Genomic DNA, 21,123 nt, shown 5'->3' with positions numbered 1-21,123 from the left:
ACCAACCAACGCGGCCCGGGCGGAATCGTCGCTACGACGATTCCGCGGAACTCGCGACGACGCGACCCCGGTCGAGGACCTCGTTGAGCACGCGTGTGGCCGCCTCGACGTCTGCGGTGGGCAAGCCACCCCAGATCGGCGCGGTCAGCCGGGAGATCCTCGCTCCTGTTTGTTCGAGGAACTCCCGGCCGCGCATGGTCAGCGCGTCGCCATCGAGCAACCCCTTCTCCGCCAGGCCACCGATGATCTGCTCGGCATCGGCAAAACGTGCCCGATCTGAGACGACCGCGGACAGGCCGGCGGGTCCGTTCGTGTTCTGCGCCGCGATCCGCAAGGTGACCCATTCCCTCTCGGAGATATTGGAGTCGCGCAGTACGGACTCCAGTAGTGCGCCGAGCGTCTTCTCGACCTGACCGATCAACTGGGGCCCGAACTCGATCATCCCGCTCTCCTCGCCGTCTTTATTCGTTGGTTGCACCAACAATACTCCGATAACGTTGGCCTGGCCAACGAACTGGTACGGTCACGACATGACGGATCGTCTCCGGCACCAGGCCACGTGGCTGATGAGTCGCGCGAACCTTCGCGCTCACACCCTCCTCCAGCAGGCGTTCTCCGCAGCCGATTCGCGGCCATACTTCTACCGCATCATGGCGACCCTGGAATCGGCAGATCGACTGAGCCAGGCCGACATCGGCCGAGCGACCGGACTGGATCGCAGCGATGTGACGAATTCACTCAGGACCCTCGAAGCGCAGGGTTTCATTGCGCGAGAATCGGATTCGACCGACGGCAGGCGAATGCTGGTCCGCCTGACCCCTGCCGGGCATCGCGAACTCGATCGCCTGGCCGCAGTCCTCGCCTCGGTACAAGAGGAATTCTTGGCGCCGTTGACTCCGAGCGAACGACAGACCCTGACACAGTTGCTCGACCGCCTCGGCTGATCCGAAGAGTACTGCTGTTGAGACGACAATGGACTCTCGCCAGGGGCTTCGAGGCTCGTCGTCAGGGCTCCTCACACCTCGGCCATCGGAGGGTCGATGCCCGCTGGAGTGGGTTCACCCGAACCGTTCGGTCCTGATCCGCGCAGCGTCGTGTCCGGCCGCGATCATCGCCCGCACGCAGTGCTCGACAAAATCCGTTGGGCCACAGATGAAGACGGTCGGTTGACGCTCGGGCGGTATGGTGACGGCCGTGAGTTCATCTGCGGTCACGCGACCGGGACGACGCGGATCACCGTCAGGTGCATTCCGGGTGTGGAAGTACGTGATCGGCATCCGGTGGTGCGACGACAGCTGATCGAGCTCGGCACCGAAGTAGCGTCGATCCGGGGCTCGTAGAGAGTAGACGAGGTTGAACGGCACCGACGGCGCGGCGACCTCGCGGAGACGAATCATCGACATCAGCGGCACGATTCCCGAGCCGCCACCGATCAACTGCACCGGCTCGGTGCCGGCCGGGTCCCACGTGAACCAATTTCCGTGTGGACCGCTGATCTCCAGAGGGTCGCCTCGTTCCACGACATCGACAAGGTAGGGCGACACCTCCCCGTCGTCGGCCCTCTCGACAGTGACCTCGATGGTGCGGGTCTCACGAACATCGGACAGCGAGTAGGCACGCGCGGTGGAATAGCCGTCCTCGGCGGTCAGTCGGATGTCGACATGTGCACCCGCGTCGGCCTTAAACGGTTCGCTCAAGGCCAATCGGAAGGAGCGGGCGGTCGGCGTTTGCAGCTCGGCTGCGATCACCGTGGTGACCTGCCAGTGGGTGGTCATGAATAGCGCTGCTCACGCCAGGGGTCGCCGTAGATGTGGTATCCGCGTTCCTCCCAGAAACCTGGCGCATCGTGGGGCATGAACCGAAGGCGCCGAACCCATTTGGCACTCTTCCAGAAGTAGAGGTGCGGTACCAGAAGGCGTACCGGACCGCCATGTTCGGGCGCGAGGGGCTCGCCGTCGTAGGTGTCGGCGAGCCATCCCTTGCCGTCGACCAAGTCGGCCAACGGCACATTGGTGGTGTATCCGCCGTAGCAGTGCGCCATCACGTAGGCGTCGGGCTGCCAGGGCAGAACTCCCAGTAGGTCATCGAAAGCCACACCACGCCAACGGGTGTCGAACTTTGACCAGCGGGTCACGCAGTGAATGTCGGTGGTGAGGTCCCGATGCGGCAATGCACTGAAGGCCGCCCAGTCCATTGAGTGCGCGCGATGCTCGGACGATTGGATGGTCAGTCGCCAAGAGTCATGGGGCAGAACAGGTGTCGGCTCCGCGGAGAGCACCGGGAAGTCGACGGTCGAGTATTGTCCGGGCGGAAGCCGATCGGCGGCGCGGTCCCGACGGCCGACAAAACCTCGATTGACAATCGCCATCGGGCGCAACCCCCACTTTCACGATCACTTCCCCTTTCACCATATACCGAGGTAGGGGGCTTGCGGCAAGGCCCCCATCGTGGTGCACCATGGTCGACTCCGCCACCTCACGGAAGAGACTGCATGCCGTTCGACCGCCCCATCTTCACCCTTGCCGCCGACCATCCCGCTCACGCCAACCCGACTCTGATCACCACTGACACCGAATGGATGGCGCGTATCGCCCAACACCTGGAGCACTCTGTCAGCACGCTCACCGCCCGGCTCGACGAGCTGCGCCGAACACTGTCGGGCAACGAATGGCAGGAGGCGTCCGATCGTGATCTGGAGATCCGCGGTCTGACCTCGAGACTCGCCGTACTCCGACGCCACGAGCGCGACGTCTGCCTCGGGCGTTTCGTCTGTCGCGATGGCAGCATCGTCTACATCGGCCGCGTCGGTCTCGTTGACTTCGACGGCGACGTACTGCTCGTCGATTGGCGCACTCCGGAGGCCGAGCCATATTTCGGAGCGACGCAGGCTCATCCCGCAGACCTGGAGAGTCGGCGTAGGTATCGCTGGTCGCAGGGCAGCATCGTCGACTTCTGGGACGAGATCCTGGTCGACGCCCCGCTCACCCACCCGGTCGCTCCGGACGACGATTCCGCGTTCCTTGCCACGCTGTCGGTCGGACGTTCGCCTCGGATGCGCGATGTCCTCGGCACTATCGCATCAGATCAGGACCTCGCGGTGCGCGCGCCGTCGCAGGGCGCACTCGTCGTCGACGGCGGTCCCGGAACGGGCAAAACCGTTGTCGCACTACATCGTGCCGCGTACTTGCTTTACGCCGACGAGCGCGTGAGCGGGCACCGTGGCGGCGTGCTGGTGGTGGGACCGCACGAGCCGTATCTGGGCTACGTCGCCGACGTCTTGCCCAATCTCGGTACCGACGGGGTGCGGCTGTGCACACCGAACGACATCGTCGCCGAGGGCGAACAGTCTCGGCCAGAACGCGATCCGGGCGTGGCGCACCTCAAGGGCTCGCTGGCGATGGTGCGCGCAGTGGAACGCGCGGTGCTGTTCTATGAGCAACCACCGTCGACGACCACGGTCGACACACTCTGGGGCGAAGTCACGTTCACGGCCGCCGACTGGTCGGAGGCCTTCGATGCCGCCGGCGACGCGCCACACAACGAAGCCCGCGAACACATCTGGGAGACGCTGAGCGATATCGCCGTGGATTCGATTCGCGCCGTTGTCGGGGACATCGCGAGTGAAATGGTCAGCGCCGCACTGCAGTCCGACGAGGACCTGGCTGCCCTGGTCAGCCGCTCCTGGCCCATCGTGCACGCCACCGACATCGTCGGCGATCTGTGGACGGTTCCGGCATTCCTGCGCTGGTGCGATCCCGACCTCACCGAGGACCAGGTCCGGCTACTCCAACGCCCCGATGGAGCGGCGTGGACATCCGCGGATCTCCCCCTCCTCGATGCTGCCCGTCGCCGCCTCGGCGACCCCGGGGCCGAGCAGCGTCGTCGGCGCCGCGCAAAGGTACTGGCCGCCCAGCGGGCAGAAATGGATGACGTGGTGAGCCACTTGATTTCATCGAGAGAGTACGACGACGGCGAAGGCTTGATGTCGATGCTCCGGCAAGGTGACCTGCGCGACGCGCTCGTCGACGAGAGCGAAGTGCCTCGTGCAGATCCCGACCTGTTGGCCGGTCCCTTCGCACACATCATCGTCGACGAAGCGCAGGAACTCGCCGACGCACAGTGGCACATGCTGACCGACCGATGCCCGTCCGGGAGCATGACCGTCGTCGGCGACCGCGCACAGGCTCGGCGAGGGTTCTCGGAGTCGTGGACAGAACGCCTCACCCGCATCGGGCTGGGCGAGGTCCGAATCGCGCCTCTCAGCGTCAACTACCGCACCCCGGCGGAGATCATGGAGACCGCCGAACCCATCATCCGCGCCGCCCTCCCCGACGCCAATGTGCCCACCTCCATACGCCGATCCGGCCGGCCCGTCGGGCACATTCCGATCGTCGACCTCCACGGGTTCCTGGACAAGTGGCTCGCGGATCATCCCGACACGACGGCATGTGTCATCGGCGACGCCACGTTCGACGAGAGGCCGCGCGTCCGGTCACTGAGCCCCGAACGAGTCAAGGGCCTCGAATTCGACCTGGTCATCGTGGTGCGGCCGGAAGACTTCGGCTCTGGTATCACCGGATCGGTGGACACCTATGTGGCCATGACCCGGGCCACGGCAGAATTGGTCATCGCACGGTGAGCGAGTATGCAGGGAAACGAGGATGCAGGAGCAGGCGATGGACCATCGACGTCTGACAGTCAACTGTTCGATCCTCTTCCGGTCGTTGCCACTGCATCAGCGCCCGCAGGCAGCCCGAGAAGCCGGTTTCGACGCCGTCGAGTTCTGGTGGCCGTTCGAGTCCGCAGTGCCCAGAGACAGCCATGTCGACGCGTTCGTCACGGCGATCGGCGACGCCGGTGTTCGACTGACCCATTTGAACTTCGCTGCGGGCAACCTCGCGGCTGGTGACCGCGGCCTGGTCTCCGATCCTCGAGCATCCGGCGAGTTCCGAGACAGCGTCGACGTGGCGGTCGGCATCGGTAAGCTTTTGGGGACAGTCGGTTTCAATGCGCTCTACGGCAACCGGATCGAGGGCGTCGGTGCCGACAGCCAGGATCACCTGGCCGCCGAGAACCTCGCATTTGCCGCGCGGGCCGCGGCGACGATCGACGCGGACATTCTGATCGAGCCCCTCAGTGCGATTCCCACGTACCCGCTGCGGCGTGCCGCCGATGCGATACAAGTCATCGAGCGCGTGCGACGAGAACACGGGTGCCGCAACCTCAAGCTGCTCGCCGACCTCTACCATCTGGCGGTCAATGGCGAGGATCTCGGGATGGTCTTATCCGGTCTCACCGATGACATCGGTCACGTGCAGATCGCCGATGCTCCCGGCCGAAGCGAACCCGGCACCGGGACATTGGATCTCGCCGGCCACCTGAGGACCCTGGCGGCCGAAGGCTATCGGGGATGGATCAGTCTCGAGTACGAGGCGACGCGCCCGGATCCGTTCGACTGGCTCCCGGGGTTCGCCTGGGGCACAACGTAATCAGCAACCGACCAGGGAGCAGAAGTGACATCGATCGCATTCATCGGACTCGGCGTGATGGGCAGCCCCATGGCGATCAACATGGTCCGGGCCGGCCATCGGGTCGTCGGCTTCAACCGGACACCGTCGCGAGCCGCAAATCTCGTGGAGGCCGGGGGCACGGCCGCGGATTCGATCGCCGAAGCGGTTTCCAACGCCGAGTTCGTCGCCACCATGGTGCCCGACTCCGCCGATGTCGAATCGGTCCTGACCGGCCCCGACGGTGTCTTCACCCATGCCGCACCGGGAACCGTGGTCATCGATTTCTCCACCATCAGCCCTCACGTGGCCATGGGCATGGCCGACGCAGCAGCCGAGCACGGCCACGTCTTTCTCGACGCACCGGTCTCCGGCGGCGAGGAGGGCGCCATCGACGCAAAGCTGTCGATCATGGTCGGCGGACCCGACGACGCGTTCGCGAAGGCCCGGCCCGTGTTCGATGCGGTCGGTACCACTGTCGTTCACGTCGGATCCTGCGGCAGTGGCCAACTCGTCAAGGCCGCCAATCAACTGATCGTCGCAGCGAACATAGCGGCACTGTCCGAGGCCATCGTCTTCCTCGAAGCCCACAACGTGGACACGTCGTCTGCTGTTCGCGTCCTCGGTGGTGGGCTTGCCGGGTCGACGGTTCTCGACCACAAGGCGCAGCGGATGATCGACCGCGACTTCGCTCCGGGCGCACGAATTGACTTGCACCACAAGGATCTCGGGATCGTCACCGCGTCGGCACGCGACGCCGGGCTCGCGCTTCCGGTCGGAAACCTCGTCGCCACGCTGATGGCGTCGGCACGCGCCAACGGCGACGGCGGACTCGATCACAGCGCACTGTTCCGCGGCGTCGAACGACTGTCCGGGCGACTCGGCTGAGAGCCTCCTACCCGTTAGCCGCGTTCCTCGCCACAAACCGCTAGTGTGGTCGGAAACCGCTGGTGCGCATAGGGTTTATGACCATCCACGCGGCTTCTGACATTGCGCCACGCCGATAGCCGGCACCCACGACAACCGGTGCCGAGTTGGAGAACGCGAGTGCTGCAGCACTCGCGTTCTCCAACTCAACTCGAGTTCTCGTAGATCAACGTGGTAGGTGGCCAGACAGAAGCCCAGGCCGCGCCCGACCGGGCGGTGATGTGCCATGGATGCCCTCAGGCCACACCCTGTGCCGAATCGGGTAAACCGTGTGCTGCAGCGCACAGATTCTCCAACAGGACACAGAGTGTCCGGCGCGCCTCCCGCGACAGGCTGCATCTCTCCAGGTCATAGCGGTGGTCACCGTACTCGTCGAGTCAGCGGCCCCGTCGAGGTGGTCGTGGTGAACGCGGGCGATTGCGGCGTCGTCACTCGCGTGAGGCATCCGCCCCAGAATCGTCAGAAGGCACCCCGGGACACGATCGACTTTCCACCGCCGTGATCCGAAGGCCCCCGCGCACCTCACCGCAGGTCAAACCTGCCGTCGGACAATCCAGGGCTCCCGACGATGACACAATATGGCTCGAAATCGTCGGAGTCGATGCGGTGAACGATCAGCGCAGGTACGGGTTGGGTGAGTCGGGTGAGTAAGTACGCGATCATCGGGGCAGGGCCCAGCGGGCTGGCAGCCGCACGGGCATTGCAAGCTGCGGGCATCGCATTCGTCGGGTTCGAGGCGGCGTCCGGGGTCGGTGGGCTGTGGGACATCGACAACCCGCGCAGCACCGTGTCCGAGTCCGCTCATCTGATCTCCTCGCGAACCACCACCGAGTTCAGCGAGTTTCCGATGAACAGCACGATCGACTATCCGGGTCACCGCGTGCTCAAGCGCTACTTCGACGACTACGCCACCCATTTCGACCTCACGCGGCATTTCCACTTCGACACCCGTGTGGATCGAGCTGAACCCAAGGGCGACGGATGGTTGCTCACGGTCACCACACGTGACGGCGAAGTCACCGAGTTCGTCGATGGTGTGATCGCGGCCAACGGCACCCTGGCCGAGCCGAATGTGCCGGAGTTCGCGGGCGAGTTCACCGGTGAGATCCTGCACTCGAGCAACTACAAACGTGGAGAACAACTCGCCGGCAAACGAGTGCTGCTGGTCGGCGCGGGCAACTCCGGCTGCGACATCGCCGTCGACGCCGTCCACCACGCCGATACCGTGGACATGAGTGTGCGACGCGGCTATTACTTTGTGCCCCGATATCTCTTCGGGCGTTCATCAGACACCCTCAACCAGGGCCGGCCACTGCCCCGGCGTATCAAACAATTCATCGACACCCGCCTTCTGAAGCTGTTCACCGGTGACCCCATTCGGTTCGGTTTCCCCACACCGGACCACCGGATATACGAGTCGCATCCGGTCGTGAACACGGCGATCCTGAATCACCTGGGCCAGGGTGATCTGCGGATCCGCCCGGACGTCGAACGCTTCGACGGCACCACGGTCACCTTCCGCGACGGCAGCAGCGGGGACTACGACGTACTCCTACTGGCCACCGGCTACCGACTCGACTACCCGTTCGTCGACTCTGCCCTGCTGAACTGGACCTCGGACGCACCCGAACTGTTCATGAACATCTTCCCGCCGGACTTCTCCGGCCTGTTCGTGATGGGAATGGTCGAGGCGTCCGGTTTGGGATGGCAAGGACGGTACGAACAGGCCGAACTGATCGCGGCCTACCTACACGCCGTCGAGCACGACCCGGCCGCTGCCGAAGCGTTTCGGTCCCGGGTTCGCGAGAATCCGTGGCCGGACCTCACGGCAGGCTATCGCTACCTCGGCCTGGCGCGAATGTCCTACTACGTCAACAAGGACGCCTACCGTCGAGCTGTGCTGAAGGAAACTGCGGTGCTTGCGGGCGAGACCGGAGCACACCCATGACACTCGCCGCCGGTATCGACGAGGTCACCGTCAACTTCACGCCAGGATCGCTGACTCTCTTGAGCATCCTGCTCGCGTTCATCATGTTCGGTATCGCCCTGGACACCACACCACGGGACTTTCGGGTGGTCGCACGGCATCCGCGCCCATTCGTCCTCGCCATCGCGGCCCAATTGCTGATCCTGCCGGCGATCACCTTCGTGTTGACGTTGATCCTGCCCGTAACCCCCTCGATGGCGTTGGGCATGCTGCTGGTGGCGTGCTGCCCACCGGGCAACATCTCGCAGATCCTGACGCATCGTGCCGCGGGCAATGTGGCGTTGTCGGTCTCGATGACCGCCGTGAGCAATGTGATCTACATAGTCGCTCTGCCACTGAGCATTTCCTTCTGGGGATCCATCCACCCCGACGCCGGCGATCTGCTGACCGACGTCCGACTCGACCCAATGCGCATGTTGGTCGAGATCGCACTCATTATCGGGGTGCCCTTCGCGTTGGGCCTAGGACTGCGAAGCGCGTACCCACGCTTCGCCGACCGCGTGCAACCCACCGTGAAATGGGTTGGGCTGCTTGCTCTTGTCGGGTTCGTCGTGGCCGCCTTGGCCGGAAACTGGGAGGCCTTCGTCTCTCACCTCGGCATCATCTTGGTGGTCGTCGCCATCCACGACTCCGCGGCACTGGGGATCGGGTGGTCGACCGCGGCCATCGGTGGCCTCGGCACTGGCGAGCGCAAGGCGATGACCTTCGAGGTCGGCATCCGCAATGCCGGCCTGGGACTCGGTCTGGTGATGACCTTCTTCGACGGACTGGGCGGGATGGCAGTCGTGGCCGGCTGGTGGGGAGTGTGGGACGTCCTCGCCGGGTTGGTGCTGGCAACTGTGTGGGGCCGTCACACGCTCAAGCGGACCGGCTCGGCGAAAGGTGACGCCGCCGTGGCCAATCCGGTGGCGCCCTGATGACCAATGTGCTGGTGACCGGCGGGGCCGGCTTCCTCGGGTCGACGGTGGCGCGTGAACTCGTCGGTCGTGACGAGGTGGACACGGTGGTGTCCGCGGACATCCGGATACCCGACGCACCCCGTGCGGGCGTCGTCGACGTGGTCCTCGACGTCACCGATCCCGATCGCATCGAGCCGCTGTTGCGCGAGCATCACATCGACGTGGTCGTGCACCTGGCCGCCATCGTCAATCCCGGACGAGACGTGGACCTGGAGTACCGGGTGGACGTGACGGGAAGTGCGAATGTGCTGCGCGCGTGCGTCGGGGCACAGGTTCGGCGAATCGTGGTGTCGAGTTCGGGCGCGGCATATGGCTATCACCCGGACAATCCGGGGTGGATCACCGAGGACGAGCCTACGCGCGGCAACGACGAATTCCCGTATTCGCGGCACAAGCGACTGGTGGAAGAGATGCTGGCCCGGACTCGCGTCGAGCACCCGGAACTCGAGCAGGTGGTGTTTCGGATCGGCACCATCCTCGGCCCCACCGTCGCCAATCAGATCACCGCCCTGTGGGATGGCAAGCGAATCTTGACGATTCGAGGTTCGGGCTCGCCGTTCGTCTTCGTCTGGGTCGACGACGTGGCGCGTGCCATGGCGCGCGCCGCCACCGACGGGCCGGCCGGGATCTTCAACGTCGCCGGCGACGGCGCATTGACCGTCGAACAGATCGCCGCGCGACTCGGCAAACCGCGCTTGACAGTTCCTGCACCGCTGTTGGCCGCAGGGCTGCTCGTGGCGCGTGCGTTGCGTCTGACGCCCCACGGTCCCGCCCAGGTCCGGTTTCTGCGCTACCGCCCTGTGCTGGACAACACCCGCTTGAAGTCCGAGTTCGGATACACCCCGGAGCTCACCACCGCCGACGCATTCGACGCGTACCTGAACACACATCCGGACGTCGTCGCACGCTGAGCGGCGCCCATCGGCCACCGGGCCATTGATGTCCCACGCACGGGACCCCGAGCGAACCGGCGACAGGTGCGGCTGCCACGAACAGTGTTGTCTCGCAGATGAATCGGTAGGCCAGCATGGCGCCGTTCGACATACCGAAGACGAACACTCTCGACTCGTGGATGTCGACCGTGCGTTTGACGTCGGCGACAACCTGTTTGACGAAGCCGACATCGTCAACGCCGTGCAGAGAAGCCGTGCCACAGCACGCCCCGGCGTTCCAGAAACCATTCAGTCCGTCGGGGAAGGCCGCGACAAAGCCACCACGGTCGGCCGCCGCATCCCCAACCGAAGCGTTCCTCGGCCTCGTGTCCGCTGCGAAGTGCACCGTGCAGCACCACGACCAGCGGGGCCGGAACCCGCAGACCGGCAGGCCTGTACAGGTCGTAGCCGCGGTCACCGATCCGATGGATGTCAGGAGTGGAGGGCGAGCACTAGCGTTGCGCGACGCGCACCCACTTCATCCCGGAGTATCCGGTGTTGGTGCAGCGCACTGTCTGACCGCCGGGAGCCGTGCGGAACTTGCCTTCCTCGGACAGCAAGCAGGGTGCCCCGACGCGTGGTTTGGTGGCGGCATCGGCATGCCCGGCCACACCGAGAACGGTTCCGCCTGCGATGAGGACCGACAAGACGAGGGTGCGCATTTTCATGGGCTGGATGGTAGTTCGAGTGCCTGGTAGTCAACAAAAACGGGTCATTCATTCGGCAACATCGGTGCCGGAGTAGATCTACTTCGCGTGTTCGTCGGTCAGGTAATGCGCCGACGCGGCCGACCTGGGTGAGAGGTCGGCGGTGCGCAAGTCCACCGCCGGTAGTCGGGTGACGAGTTTGTGTCCCCACCACAGCCCCAGAAACACGAACAACGCGCCGTAGGCGGTCAGCCATAGTTCGAGATTGCCTGCGCTGCCGTCGCGGATGGCGGGCAGGTTCTGGCCGGCGATGACGGCCACGCACATGACCAGCGCGATGATCGGGCCGGCCGGATACAGCCATGCCTTGTACGGCAGGTCGTCGAGCGGTCGCTCTTGCGCATGCCAGGCCCGCCGGAAGCGGTAATGGGCCCAGGCGATTCCCATCCAGGTGACGAAACCGGCCACCGACGACGCGGTGACAAGCCACACGTACGCACGTCCGTCGCCCACCCTGCTGGCGAGGAAGCAGAGAGCTCCGATGGCCGCGGTGGCGGCCACTGCCAGTATCGGGACTCCGGTGCGAGTGACGTGCGCGAAGGCGCGTGGAGCGCTGCCTTCCAGGGACAGGCCGAACAACGCCCGGGTCGCGGCAAACAGGCTGGCGTTGCCGGCCGAGAGAATGGCGATCAGGATCACGGCGTTCATCATCGACGCGGCGACCGAGATGCCCGCCTGACTGAACACCAGGGTGAACGGCGCGATCGCTATGTTCTCCTCGGAGGCATTCAGCAAGTTGGGATTGGTGTACGGGATCAGGAATCCGATGATGGTCAGGGTTCCCACGTAGAAGAGCAGGATCCGTACGAAGACCGTGCGGACGGCACGCGGGATGGCTGTCTTCGGATTGACCGCCTCACCTGCCGCGACCGCGATCATCTCCGTGCCCTGGAACGCGAAGCCCGCGATCAGGAACACCGACAGCATGCCGAGCGGAAAGTCGACGAACGGCGCGTCGCCGACCGTCCAGTTGCTGAACCCGGGCGAGGGCATGTCACCGACGACACCGAGAATCAACAGGACGCCCACGAACAGGAACACCACCACCGCAATCACCTTGATGGTGGCGAACCAGAACTCCGCCTCACCGAAGGCCTTGACCGCGAACAGGTTCAGAGCCAACAGACCCGCCAGGAAGACCACCGACCAGACCCACGACGGGACGTCGGGCAGCCAGTACTTCATGATCAGCCCGGCAGCCACCACCTCCGCGGCGAGAGTGATGGACCAGTTGAACCAGTAGTTCCATCCGGCCGCGAAGCCGAAGGACGGGCTCACGAAGCGCTTGCCGTACTCCTCGAACGGGTTGCTGCACGGGATGTACGCCGACATCTCGCCCAGGCTCTGCATGAGGAAGAACACCATAGCGCCCATGAGCAGGTATGCCGTGATCGCGCCACCCGGTCCGGCGTCGGCGATGGTCGCACCCGACGCCACGAACAGACCGGTACCGATGGCGCCGCCGAGGGCGAGCATGCTGATGTGACGGGTTTGCAGCCCCTTGCGCAGGGACTCGTCCGGGGTGATCCCGAGAGGACTCGACATTCGCTGAGCTTAACCGCGATTCGACGGCCTGGCGCGCATTCCCTGACGGACACACCACTAGCGACGAAAGAGCTTGTTCCCCAACCACACCAACGGGTCGTATCGACGATCGACCACCCGTTCCTTCATCGGGATCAGCGCGTTGTCGGTGATCTTGATGTGTTCGGGGCACACCTCGGTACAGCACTTGGTGATGTTGCACAGTCCCAGACCATGCTCGGTCTGTGCCGAGTCGCGGCGTTCGGCGACGTCGAGCGGATGCATGTCGAGTTCGGCGATTCGCATCAGGAAACGAGGTCCGGCAAAGTTCTGCTTGTTCTCCTCGTGGTCACGGACCACATGGCAGGTGTCCTGACATAGGAAGCACTCGATGCACTTGCGGAACTCCTGCGACCGTTCCACGTCGACCTGCTTCATCCGGTACTCCCCCGGCTCCAAGCCTTCGGGTGGGGTGAACGCCTGGATCTCGCGGGCTTTCGCATAGTTGAACGAGACGTCGGTGACCAGATCGCGGATCACCGGGAAGGTGCGGAGCGGTGTCACCGTGATGACCTCGTCCTCGGTGAAGGTCGACATCCTGGTCATGCACAGCAGCCTCGGGCGACCGTTCACCTCCGCCGAACACGAGCCGCATTTGCCGGCCTTGCAATTCCAGCGCACAGCCAGGTCGGGGGCCTGTGTGGCCTGCAGACGGTGGATGATGTCGAGCACCACCTCGCCGTCGTTGGCGAGCACCGTGTAGTCCTGGAGATCACCGCTGTCGGTGTCCCCGCGCCACACCCGAAACTTCGCGTCGTAGCCCATCTTGTCTCCTCGTGACCGTCAGTTCTCCCCGTGGCCGTCCGCGTCGGGGTGCCCGGCGATCTCGTCGGCGGTGTAGTACTTCTCGATTTCGGAGAAATCGAACAGCTCCAGCAGGTCCGGGCGCATCGGGATCTGATCTTCGCGGACCACGGTGACCTCGGGGACCGGCGAATCGTCACCGGCGTCAGCGGTGCACACCAGCAGCGTGTTACGCCACGTCGCGTCCATCGCCGGGTGGTCGTCGCGGGTGTGACCGCCTCGGCTCTCGGTACGGATGAGTGCCGCCTTCGCGACGCATTCACACACCAGCAGCATGTTGCGCATGTCGACCGCCAGATGCCAGCCGGGGTTGAACTGCCGGTGACCCTCGACCTGCATGCCGCCCAACCGGTTTCGCATCTCTTCCAGGTCGGTGATCGCCTCTTGCACCTCCGCCTCTTTACGGATGATGCCCACCAGGTCGTTCATGAACTGCTGCAGTTCGGTGTGCAGTGTGTAGGGATTCTCGGGCTTCCCTTGGGCCGGAGGATCGAAGGGAGCCAGCGCGAAGGAAGCTGCACGCTCGACGTCTTCGGCCGCGATCTCCGGTCGTCGGTCCAGCGATTCGACATAAGACGCGGCGCCCAGTCCGGCCCGGCGCCCGAACACCAGCAGGTCCGACAATGAGTTGCCGCCCAACCGATTTGACCCGTGCATTCCACCGGAGCATTCCCCTGCGGCGAACAGGCCGGGCACGCGCGACGCAGCGGTATCCGGGTCGACCTCGATCCCACCCATCACGTAATGACAGGTCGGACCCACCTCCATGGGCTCGGCGGTGATGTCGACGTCGGCCAACTCCTTGAACTGGTGGTGCATCGACGGAAGCCGGCGAACGATCTCGTCGGCGGGCATGCGGGAGGCGATGTCGAGGTAGACACCCCCGTGGTCGGTGCCACGGCCCGCCTTGACCTCTTCGTTGATCGCCCGGGCCACCTCGTCACGGGGCAGCAGATCGGGAGTGCGCCGCGCACTGTCGTTGTCGGCAAGCCATTTGTCGGCTTCCTCTTCGGTTTCGGCGTACTGCCCTTTGAACACCGGCGGGATGTAGTCGAACATGAAGCGCTTGCCCTCGGTGTTCTTCAAGACACCACCGTCACCTCGAACACCTTCGGTCACCAGGATGCCCTTGACCGACGGCGGCCACACCATGCCTGTCGGATGGAATTGGATGAACTCCATGTTGATGAGGCTCGCGCCGGCGCGCAGGGCGAGTGCATGTCCGTCGCCGGTGTACTCCCATGAGTTGGACGTCACTTTGAACGACTTGCCGATGCCGCCGGTCGCGAGCACCACCGCGGGTGCCTCGAACAGGACGAAGCGGCCCGATTCGCGCCAGTAGCCGAACGCGCCGGCGATGGCGTCGCCGTCTTTGAGTAGCTCGGTGATCGTGCATTCGGCAAACACCTTGATCCGCGACTCGTAGTCTCCGGTGGCCGCGTAATCCTCTTGCTGCAGCGAGACGATCTTCTGCTGCATCGTCCGGATCAGTTCGAGGCCGGTCCGGTCGCCGACGTGGGCGAGCCTCGGGTAGGTGTGACCCCCGAAGTTGCGCTGGGCAATCCGCCCGTCGGCCGTTCGATCGAACAGGGCGCCATAGGTTTCCAGCTCCCAGACCCGATCCGGCGCTTCCTTGGCATGCAGTTCGGCCATGCGCCAGTTGTTGAGGAACTTACCTCCGCGCATGGTGTCTTTGAAATGCGCCTGCCAGTTGTCCTTGGAGTTGGCGTTGCCCATCGATGCGGCACAACCACCCTCGGCCATCACCGTGTGTGCCTTGCCGAACAACGATTTGCACACCACGGCAACCGAATAGCCCTTCTCACGAGCCTCGATGACCGCACGCAGCCCGGCACCGCCCGCACCGATGACGACGACGTCGTAGCTGTGGCGTTCCGGTTCAGTCATCTAGCCAAGACCCCCTACTGTGAAATCGATTGCACGACAGTGATTGTGAACATGTCAGTCGTTGTGAAATCCAAGGGGTGTCACCCTACGAATCTCAGGTCAGAGATCGTGTCGCTGGCCACCAGCATGATGTAGAAGTCGGTGAGCACCAGGGTGCCGAGGGTGATCCAGGCGAACTGCATGTGCCGGGTGTTGAGCTTCGACACCTGGGTCCAGATCCAGTACCGGACCGGGTGGGCCGAGAAGTGCTTGAGCCGGCCTCCGGTGACATGCCGGCACGAATGGCACGACACGGTATAGGTCCAGAGCAGCAGCACATTCGCCACCAAGATGACGTTGCCCAGCCCAAAGCCGAACCCGCCGTCTTTCCCGTGGAACGCGGTGATCGCGTCGTAGGTGTTGATCAGCGAAACGATCACCGCGACATAGAAGAAGTAGCGGTGCACGTTCTGCACGATGAGCGGTAGCCTGGTCTCTCCCGTGTAGCGGCCGTGCGGCTCGGCCACCGCACAGGCCGGCGGGGAGAACCAGATCGAACGGTAGTAGGCCTTGCGGTAGTAGTAGCAGGTCAGGCGGAATCCCAGCAGGAACGGGAGCACCACGAAACCGAGCGGGATCCACATCGGGAGTTCCGGAAACGGGGTCCCGAAATGACTCGAACCCGGCACGCACGACTCACTCAGGCACGGCGAATAGAACGGCGTCAGATAGTGATAGTCGGCAACCCAGTACGCGCTGCGAACAAACGAACGCACCGTCGCATAGACGATGAAAGCCGACAGACCGAGCACCGTCAGCAGCGGCGACAGCCACCACCTGTCGACCCTCAGGGTTCGCGCCAGAATGCGCGCCCGTCCCGGAGAAAAGACCCCGGTTGCCTCCCGCTCAGCTGCGGGGGCGCTCACTTCGTTCGCTCACGCGAGTGGAAGCCCAGCCCTTCGTCTTGTGCACCGAGCCACGCCGACTCATCCGACTTGCTGTCCGGTACGTATATGACGTCGTCCTTGCCGCTCTTGGCCTTGAGGAGGGGCGGCGGCGCATGTTCGAAGTCGTGCAGATCGATTTCGAGCCGGTCGAGGTCGTTCATCATCCGTCGAACGGCGTCGACATCGCCATACCGTGCTTTCAGCTTGACGATGTGGTGCCGCAGCGTCCCGATGCTCCGATGGAGTTCATTCATCTCGGCCGTTACCATGGGACTCCCTCCAAGAACTATGTGATACGCACCACAGTACCGTCGGGGACCCCTCAGTCAACGACATTCCACTACAACATGTCGTATTGACCTCTCCTGGGTACCCTTCCTCGCAAGCATGCGAACAAATGCATGCTCGTGGAGGCGCCGCAGAGGTGACCGGCTCCCGAACCTGAGCGTTGCCCGACCGGAAGGGAACCGAGGTGGCGGACGACACCGCGCCCGACGACACGGGGCCGGGCGAACAGAGACCACGCGCGGAACGACGCTGGGCCGCATCGGCGTGCGTTCTCGTCTCGATGTCGGTGCCGTTTCTTCTGCCCGGCCACTACGGCCCGGGCACCGACTGGTTCATCCCCTGGTTCTTCCCCACCATTCAGGGAGTGGCACTCCTCGCTCTCGTGATCGCGGACCCCGGCCGCATCGACCGGCCCGGTCCGTGGGTTCGCGGACTGTCGCTCGCGTTGGTCGCAACGATCGCCGCGGGCGCGGCGTGGGGATCGGCGAGACTGGTCTGGGATCTGCTCCACGGCAGCCCGCAGACGACCAACGCCCTGGAACTCCTCGTGTCCGGTGCGCTCGTCTGGATCCAAACCATCATCGCGTTCGCGTTCCTGTATTGGGAACTCGACAACGGCGGGCCGGTCAACCGGCATCTGCATCCCCGCGAGTACACCGATCTGGCGTTCCCCCAGCAACTCAATCCCGAACTTGCCGCTCCGGGCTGGCGGCCGGTGTTCTTCGACTACCTCTACCTCGGCCTGAACAACGCCACCGCGTTCAGCCCGACCGATGTCCTGCCACTCGCCCGATGGGCGAAGCTCGCCATGGCTGTGCAGTCGATGCTGTCGATCGTCATCCTGAGCCTCGTCGTCGCCAACGCGGTCAATCTGCTCGGCTGACACCATCCGCCGGGCCATGGGCGTTCCCGGGCGTCGCGCGCGCTCGAAAGACTGCCGGCGAGACACCGTGTTGCCGCTTGAACGCCGCGCTGAAGGCAAACGGGCTGCCGTAGCCGACCTGTCGCGCAATCGATGTCAGGGTCTGCTCTGGATCGGCGAGGAGGTCGGCGGCGGCCGACAGCCGCCAGTCGGTGAGGTAGGTCATCGGGGGCACACCGACGAGGTCGGTGAAGCGTCTGGCCATCGCCGCGCGTGACACGCCGGCCGCGGTGGCCAGCGAGGCCACCGTCCATGGCTGGTCAATCCCGTTGTGCAGCAGGCGTAGAGCATGGCCGACGACCGGGTCGGAGTGTGCGCGATACCATTTTGCGGCGCGAACATCGCCGCGTTCCATGGCTTGTCGCAGCCCCGTGATGAGAAGTAGATCGAGCAAACGGTTGAGGACGGCGTCTTGGGCAGGCGAGTCACGGACGATCTCGTCTTCCATGAGCGCGATCAGCGGATGGTCGCGCAGGGACACCAGGGTGAAACGGTCGAGAGCGTCGAGAAGGCGTCGGCTCACCTCCCCACTCGCATAAGTGCCGATCAGCATGATCGCTTGCGCCGCAGTATCGTCGGCGCAGTTTCCCCACGAACGCACGCCGAAGCACATGTCCTCGGCGACACTGTGCGTGCCCGTCGGGTCGAAGCACTGACCACCGGTGTCGATGCGCGCAACCCACTCGTGTTCGGGTTCGTCGGCGATCACATACGGATGAGTCCCACGCACCAGCGCGACATCGCCGGGTCGCACCCGATAGCTCACACCGTCGTCATAGGACAGCGTCGACTCCCCTCGCGTGACCGCCACGACGGTGAGCGGAGCCGTGTCCTCGATGCGAACCGACCAGGGCGACGCCATCACCATGCGCAGCATCATGGGGCTGTGCGCGCGCGGACCGTTCAGCAGACTTCCCAGAGCATCCACGACCACGAGAGTACGCCGCGATGAGACGATCGGACATGCAACTGATCCTATGAGCCATGGATCGTCTCGCCTGAGGGCGGTGTACTCGATGCATGACACAACTCTCGACACTCCCCGACGCAACCATTCAACGCCCCGACCTTCGCCCGGCCCTCATCGTCGGCGCGTCCGGCAAGACCGGACGGCGCATCGCCGATCGACTCGATGCGCGCGGGGTTCCCGTCCGCCGGGCCGGCCGGTCAACCGAACCCCGGTTCGACTGGACCGACCGCACCACCTGGGCGTCCGCTCTGGAAGACGTTGGTCCGGTGTACATCTCCTATCAGCCCGACCTGATCGCCGACGGAGCGGTCGCCGACATCGCGGAGTTCGTGCGACTCGCCGACAAGGCGGGTGCGGCACGGCTCGTTCTGCTTGCCGGGCGCGGTGAACCCGAGGCCGAGCATGCCGGCCGTGTCGTGCATGCCGCGCAGGCAGATTCGACCGTCCTGTCCTGTGCGTGGTTCGACCAGAACTTCTCCGAAGGCGGCTTCGCCCCGGAGATCGACGCCGGGTCGTTGACGCTGCCGGTGGGCGAGATTGGTGAACCGTTCATCGACGCCGACGACATCGCCGACGTGGCCGTCGCCGCTCTCCTCGACACGACGTCAGACGGTGAGAACCCACACGCCGGCAAGACCTACGACCTGACCGGCCCGCGGCTACTCACCTTCGCCGAGGTGGCCACCGAACTCGGCGGGGCCACCGGAGCCGCAATCGCCTTCCACCGCGTGACCCACGATGAGTACCGCGCGATACTGGCATCGGCAGGTCTCGACGCGCCGACGATCGAACTCATGTCCACCCTGCTGACGAACCTCTTCGATGGGCGGAACTCCAGCGTGACCACCGATGTCGCCGACGTTCTCGGCCGCCCGGCCCGCGACTTCACCTACTTCGCCGCCTTCGCGGAGCGTCATCGATGATGTCCGACAACGTCATCCGGACTCCGCGGCCATCCGTCCGGCTCGCACGGCCTCTGCCAGCACAGCATGGTCGGCCTCCACGTGGTCGGCGTAGCGAACCGCGAAGCGGCCGATGACCTCGTCGAGTTCCTGGTCGCCGGCGAGGTAGCCACTCAACAGCCGAGGATCGAGCGAGCGTGAATGTGCGCGGGCGAGCAGCGCCCCGGCGAGTCGGCCGTAGTCGTCGAGGTGATCTGCTTCCAACGCACTCGGGTCGATGTCACCCTTCAGATTCCGGAACTGGCGCACGATGTACGGGATTCCGTCGATGGTGGTCCAGCCAAGCAGAATGTCGGTCTCGGCCTGAACGAGCCTGGCGCCGTGCACAATCCGCTTGCCCTCGTGTGACGGCTCTGCCGCCGACAGATATGGCGCCAGCGACGACGGTTGAGCCTGCTTGATCTGCAGGACGAGTACCTCGTCGGTGTTGCCCAGCAACAGCGCGACATAACTGCGGAGGCCGACGCTTCCGGTACCCACGATCCGAAATGCCACGTCGGCCACCGAGTAGCGGCCGATCAGGTTGCGCCGGGATTCACGCAACGTGTCGACGTACCGCTCGAGTCCATCGATCACAGCGTCGGCCACGTCTGCGTCCACCGAGGTGAGCGTGGGTGGCTCTTCGACGAATCTGCGGTGCTTGACACCCGTTTCGTGGTCGTCGAAGTGTGCGGTCCACTTCTCTGCCACCCGCGCGCTGGTGTTGCGGCTGGCCTTCTTCGCGGCCTTGGCGAAATCGTCGAGCAACGCATCCGCCTTGGCGCGCGTGATGACCGACTGATCGGGCAAGGCACTCCAGGATTGGAGGAAGGGTTGCTGCGCGAGTTCACGAATGGTTCGCCGGTAAGACTTCACCGCGTCCTCGGCGGCCTCCACGCACTCCGTGTCGGGCACACCACCTTCCCGACCCGCGAGCACCAGGCTGGTCGACAGCCGTTTGAGATCCCACTCCCACGGGCCGACGATCGTTTCGTCGAAATCGTTGATGTCCATGACGATGTCACCCTCTGGGGTGCCGTATAGACCGAAGTTGGCGGCATGGGCATCGCCGCACAGCTGCGCTTCGATGCCGCTCACCGGAGACGCGGCCAGGTCAGCCGCCATGAGTCCGGCCGAGCCGCGGTAGAACGCGAACGGTGACGACACCATTCGGCCGATGCGGAGTGGAATGAGGTGCGGCAGCCGACCACGATTGCTGGCGTCGATGAAGTCGAGGACACCGGGGCGCTCAACGGATTCGACGACCCGGTCGTGTGCCTCGATCGGGATGGTGTGGCGCAGTTGCTTGCCGCGCTCGAACAGGGACGTTCCGCTGACTGTCTGACGCAGGTTCACCTGCGACTTCTCCTTGGCCACAAGGAGAATCTAACCGGATCAGTGGTGCGGCCTGCGTTGTCTGAACGAATCTGCTTTCGTCCCCGACGAAACCGGTGATCGGCGTGTTTGAATATGCAATGTTCGGACTGCTCTCACCGTGCCGCCACGCGTTCGACGATGAGTTGATGTCGCAGTGGCGCAGTCACATGTGCGGGTTGTGCGTGTCCTTGCGCGACAACCACGGCCAGGCAATGCGCCTGACGACCAACACCGATGCGGTCATGGTGTCCGTGCTGACCGCGGCACAACGCGTCGAGGCGCCCGCCTCCACGGAGGTGGGCAGGTGCGCGCTGCGCGGAATGCGCCGGGAGCACTCGTTGAGCAGCTCGACGATCTCCCGCGGCGGCCGGTTGACGGCCAGCC

21 protein-coding genes are annotated in these 21,123 nt (G+C 64.6%); 10 read left to right on the top strand and 11 right to left on the bottom strand.

Going from position 1 to position 21,123, the window contains the following annotated elements; translation table 11 throughout:
- Positions 1–31: 31 nt before the first annotated feature.
- The gene (locus ABZW74_RS08800) at positions 32–442 is read right to left on the bottom strand and encodes a hypothetical protein (protein WP_355275653.1); all 411 of its coding nucleotides are present in this window, start codon (positions 440–442) and stop codon (positions 32–34) included.
- A gap of 88 nt (positions 443–530) precedes the next feature.
- Between ABZW74_RS08800 and ABZW74_RS08795 the strand changes: the two genes are divergently transcribed.
- Positions 531–944 carry a MarR family transcriptional regulator gene (locus ABZW74_RS08795; RefSeq protein WP_355275651.1) on the top strand — a complete coding sequence of 138 codons (414 nt, stop codon included), beginning with the start codon at positions 531–533 and terminating at the stop codon, positions 942–944.
- 114 nt (positions 945–1,058) lie between these two features.
- On the opposite strand, the gene ABZW74_RS08790 is transcribed toward ABZW74_RS08795, so the two are convergent.
- Together ABZW74_RS08790 and ABZW74_RS08785 are read right to left on the bottom strand one after the other, a co-directional pair.
- Positions 1,059–1,775 (bottom strand): FAD-binding oxidoreductase, encoded by a 717-nt coding sequence (locus ABZW74_RS08790; protein ID WP_355275649.1) that lies wholly within the window; start codon positions 1,773–1,775, stop codon positions 1,059–1,061.
- Complete coding sequence (locus ABZW74_RS08785) at positions 1,772–2,368, bottom strand: sulfite oxidase-like oxidoreductase (protein WP_240855727.1); 597 nt, start codon at positions 2,366–2,368, stop codon at positions 1,772–1,774. The genes ABZW74_RS08790 and ABZW74_RS08785 overlap by 4 nt, the downstream gene beginning before the upstream one ends.
- A gap of 123 nt (positions 2,369–2,491) precedes the next feature.
- Here ABZW74_RS08785 and helR point away from each other — a divergent pair, with 123 nt between their 5' ends.
- From helR to ABZW74_RS08755, 6 genes are all read left to right on the top strand, one after another.
- Positions 2,492–4,639 carry an RNA polymerase recycling motor ATPase HelR gene (helR, locus tag ABZW74_RS08780; protein ID WP_240855729.1) on the top strand — a complete coding sequence of 716 codons (2,148 nt, stop codon included), beginning with the start codon at positions 2,492–2,494 and terminating at the stop codon, positions 4,637–4,639.
- Between the two features lie 37 nt (positions 4,640–4,676).
- Positions 4,677–5,489 (top strand): TIM barrel protein, encoded by an 813-nt coding sequence (locus ABZW74_RS08775; protein WP_240855730.1) that lies wholly within the window; start codon positions 4,677–4,679, stop codon positions 5,487–5,489.
- A 24-nt stretch (positions 5,490–5,513) separates the two neighbouring features.
- Positions 5,514–6,395: a 2-hydroxy-3-oxopropionate reductase gene (locus tag ABZW74_RS08770; RefSeq protein ID WP_355275646.1), complete on the top strand. Its 882-nt coding sequence runs from the start codon at positions 5,514–5,516 to the stop codon at positions 6,393–6,395.
- Positions 6,396–7,077: 682 nt separating this feature from the next.
- On the top strand, positions 7,078–8,382 hold the full coding sequence (locus tag ABZW74_RS08765; RefSeq protein ID WP_355275644.1) for an NAD(P)/FAD-dependent oxidoreductase: 1,305 nt from the start codon (positions 7,078–7,080) through the stop codon (positions 8,380–8,382).
- Complete coding sequence (locus ABZW74_RS08760) at positions 8,379–9,338, top strand: bile acid:sodium symporter family protein (RefSeq protein ID WP_355275642.1); 960 nt, start codon at positions 8,379–8,381, stop codon at positions 9,336–9,338. Before ABZW74_RS08765 ends, ABZW74_RS08760 begins: the two co-directional genes overlap by 4 nt.
- Positions 9,338–10,291 (top strand): SDR family oxidoreductase, encoded by a 954-nt coding sequence (locus tag ABZW74_RS08755; RefSeq protein ID WP_355275640.1) that lies wholly within the window; start codon positions 9,338–9,340, stop codon positions 10,289–10,291. Before ABZW74_RS08760 ends, ABZW74_RS08755 begins: the two co-directional genes overlap by 1 nt.
- A 473-nt stretch (positions 10,292–10,764) precedes the next feature.
- Here ABZW74_RS08755 and ABZW74_RS08750 read toward each other — a convergent pair whose 3' ends face one another.
- From ABZW74_RS08750 to ABZW74_RS08725, 6 genes are all read right to left on the bottom strand, one after another.
- Positions 10,765–10,980, bottom strand: a complete 216-nt coding sequence (locus tag ABZW74_RS08750; protein WP_240855737.1) for a hypothetical protein — start codon at positions 10,978–10,980, stop codon at positions 10,765–10,767.
- Between the two features lie 78 nt (positions 10,981–11,058).
- On the bottom strand, positions 11,059–12,564 hold the full coding sequence (locus ABZW74_RS08745) for an amino acid permease (RefSeq protein WP_240855739.1): 1,506 nt from the start codon (positions 12,562–12,564) through the stop codon (positions 11,059–11,061).
- A 57-nt stretch (positions 12,565–12,621) separates the two neighbouring features.
- Positions 12,622–13,368, bottom strand: coding sequence for a succinate dehydrogenase/fumarate reductase iron-sulfur subunit (locus ABZW74_RS08740; RefSeq protein ID WP_240855741.1), 747 nt, complete (start codon positions 13,366–13,368; stop codon positions 12,622–12,624).
- A gap of 18 nt (positions 13,369–13,386) precedes the next feature.
- A complete protein-coding gene (locus ABZW74_RS08735) occupies positions 13,387–15,315 on the bottom strand; it encodes a fumarate reductase/succinate dehydrogenase flavoprotein subunit (protein WP_240855743.1) in 1,929 nt (642 codons plus the stop codon).
- Between the two features lie 80 nt (positions 15,316–15,395).
- Positions 15,396–16,220 (bottom strand): hypothetical protein, encoded by an 825-nt coding sequence (locus ABZW74_RS08730; protein ID WP_240855745.1) that lies wholly within the window; start codon positions 16,218–16,220, stop codon positions 15,396–15,398.
- On the bottom strand, positions 16,217–16,510 hold the full coding sequence (locus ABZW74_RS08725) for a hypothetical protein (RefSeq protein ID WP_355275636.1): 294 nt from the start codon (positions 16,508–16,510) through the stop codon (positions 16,217–16,219). The genes ABZW74_RS08730 and ABZW74_RS08725 overlap by 4 nt, the downstream gene beginning before the upstream one ends.
- Before the next feature lie 203 nt (positions 16,511–16,713).
- On the opposite strand from ABZW74_RS08725, the gene ABZW74_RS08720 reads away from it, so the two are divergent.
- Complete coding sequence (locus ABZW74_RS08720; protein ID WP_240855750.1) at positions 16,714–17,412, top strand: hypothetical protein; 699 nt, start codon at positions 16,714–16,716, stop codon at positions 17,410–17,412.
- Here ABZW74_RS08720 and ABZW74_RS08715 read toward each other — a convergent pair.
- The gene (locus ABZW74_RS08715; RefSeq protein ID WP_355275633.1) at positions 17,396–18,379 is read right to left on the bottom strand and encodes an AraC family transcriptional regulator; all 984 of its coding nucleotides are present in this window, start codon (positions 18,377–18,379) and stop codon (positions 17,396–17,398) included. The genes ABZW74_RS08720 and ABZW74_RS08715 overlap by 17 nt on opposite strands.
- A gap of 92 nt (positions 18,380–18,471) precedes the next feature.
- Here ABZW74_RS08715 and ABZW74_RS08710 point away from each other — a divergent pair, with 92 nt between their 5' ends.
- On the top strand, positions 18,472–19,344 hold the full coding sequence (locus ABZW74_RS08710) for an NmrA family transcriptional regulator (protein WP_355275631.1): 873 nt from the start codon (positions 18,472–18,474) through the stop codon (positions 19,342–19,344).
- Positions 19,345–19,356: 12 nt separating this feature from the next.
- Here the strand turns inward: ABZW74_RS08710 and ABZW74_RS08705 are convergent, their stop codons facing one another.
- Entirely contained in the window at positions 19,357–20,739 is a 1,383-nt protein-coding gene (locus tag ABZW74_RS08705; protein ID WP_355275629.1) for a DUF2252 domain-containing protein, read from the bottom strand.
- Between the two features lie 98 nt (positions 20,740–20,837).
- On the opposite strand from ABZW74_RS08705, the gene ABZW74_RS08700 reads away from it, so the two are divergent.
- Positions 20,838–21,123 (top strand): DUF5685 family protein (locus tag ABZW74_RS08700; protein ID WP_355275703.1); only part of this gene is annotated, 286 nt, incomplete at its 3' end.

Source organism: Gordonia sp. NPDC003585 (assembly GCF_040610755.1).
GTDB lineage: Bacteria > Actinomycetota > Actinomycetes > Mycobacteriales > Mycobacteriaceae > Gordonia.
The sequence above is the reverse complement of the archived record's forward strand: the minus strand, read 5'-3'. Positions and strand labels throughout refer to the sequence as shown.

Coding starts and splice junctions, on each gene's coding strand:
- ABZW74_RS08800 (WP_355275653.1), bottom strand. CDS start 442: ATGATCGAGTTCGGGCCCCAGTTGATCGGTCAGGTCGAGAAGACGCTC.
- ABZW74_RS08795 (WP_355275651.1), top strand. CDS start 531: ATGACGGATCGTCTCCGGCACCAGGCCACGTGGCTGATGAGTCGCGCG.
- ABZW74_RS08790 (WP_355275649.1), bottom strand. CDS start 1,775: ATGACCACCCACTGGCAGGTCACCACGGTGATCGCAGCCGAGCTGCAA.
- ABZW74_RS08785 (WP_240855727.1), bottom strand. CDS start 2,368: ATGGCGATTGTCAATCGAGGTTTTGTCGGCCGTCGGGACCGCGCCGCC.
- helR (WP_240855729.1), top strand. CDS start 2,492: ATGCCGTTCGACCGCCCCATCTTCACCCTTGCCGCCGACCATCCCGCT.
- ABZW74_RS08775 (WP_240855730.1), top strand. CDS start 4,677: ATGGACCATCGACGTCTGACAGTCAACTGTTCGATCCTCTTCCGGTCG.
- ABZW74_RS08760 (WP_355275642.1), top strand. CDS start 8,379: ATGACACTCGCCGCCGGTATCGACGAGGTCACCGTCAACTTCACGCCA.
- ABZW74_RS08755 (WP_355275640.1), top strand. CDS start 9,338: ATGACCAATGTGCTGGTGACCGGCGGGGCCGGCTTCCTCGGGTCGACG.
- ABZW74_RS08750 (WP_240855737.1), bottom strand. CDS start 10,980: ATGAAAATGCGCACCCTCGTCTTGTCGGTCCTCATCGCAGGCGGAACC.
- ABZW74_RS08745 (WP_240855739.1), bottom strand. CDS start 12,564: ATGTCGAGTCCTCTCGGGATCACCCCGGACGAGTCCCTGCGCAAGGGG.
- ABZW74_RS08740 (WP_240855741.1), bottom strand. CDS start 13,368: ATGGGCTACGACGCGAAGTTTCGGGTGTGGCGCGGGGACACCGACAGC.
- ABZW74_RS08735 (WP_240855743.1), bottom strand. CDS start 15,315: ATGACTGAACCGGAACGCCACAGCTACGACGTCGTCGTCATCGGTGCG.
- ABZW74_RS08725 (WP_355275636.1), bottom strand. CDS start 16,510: ATGGTAACGGCCGAGATGAATGAACTCCATCGGAGCATCGGGACGCTG.
- ABZW74_RS08710 (WP_355275631.1), top strand. CDS start 18,472: ATGACACAACTCTCGACACTCCCCGACGCAACCATTCAACGCCCCGAC.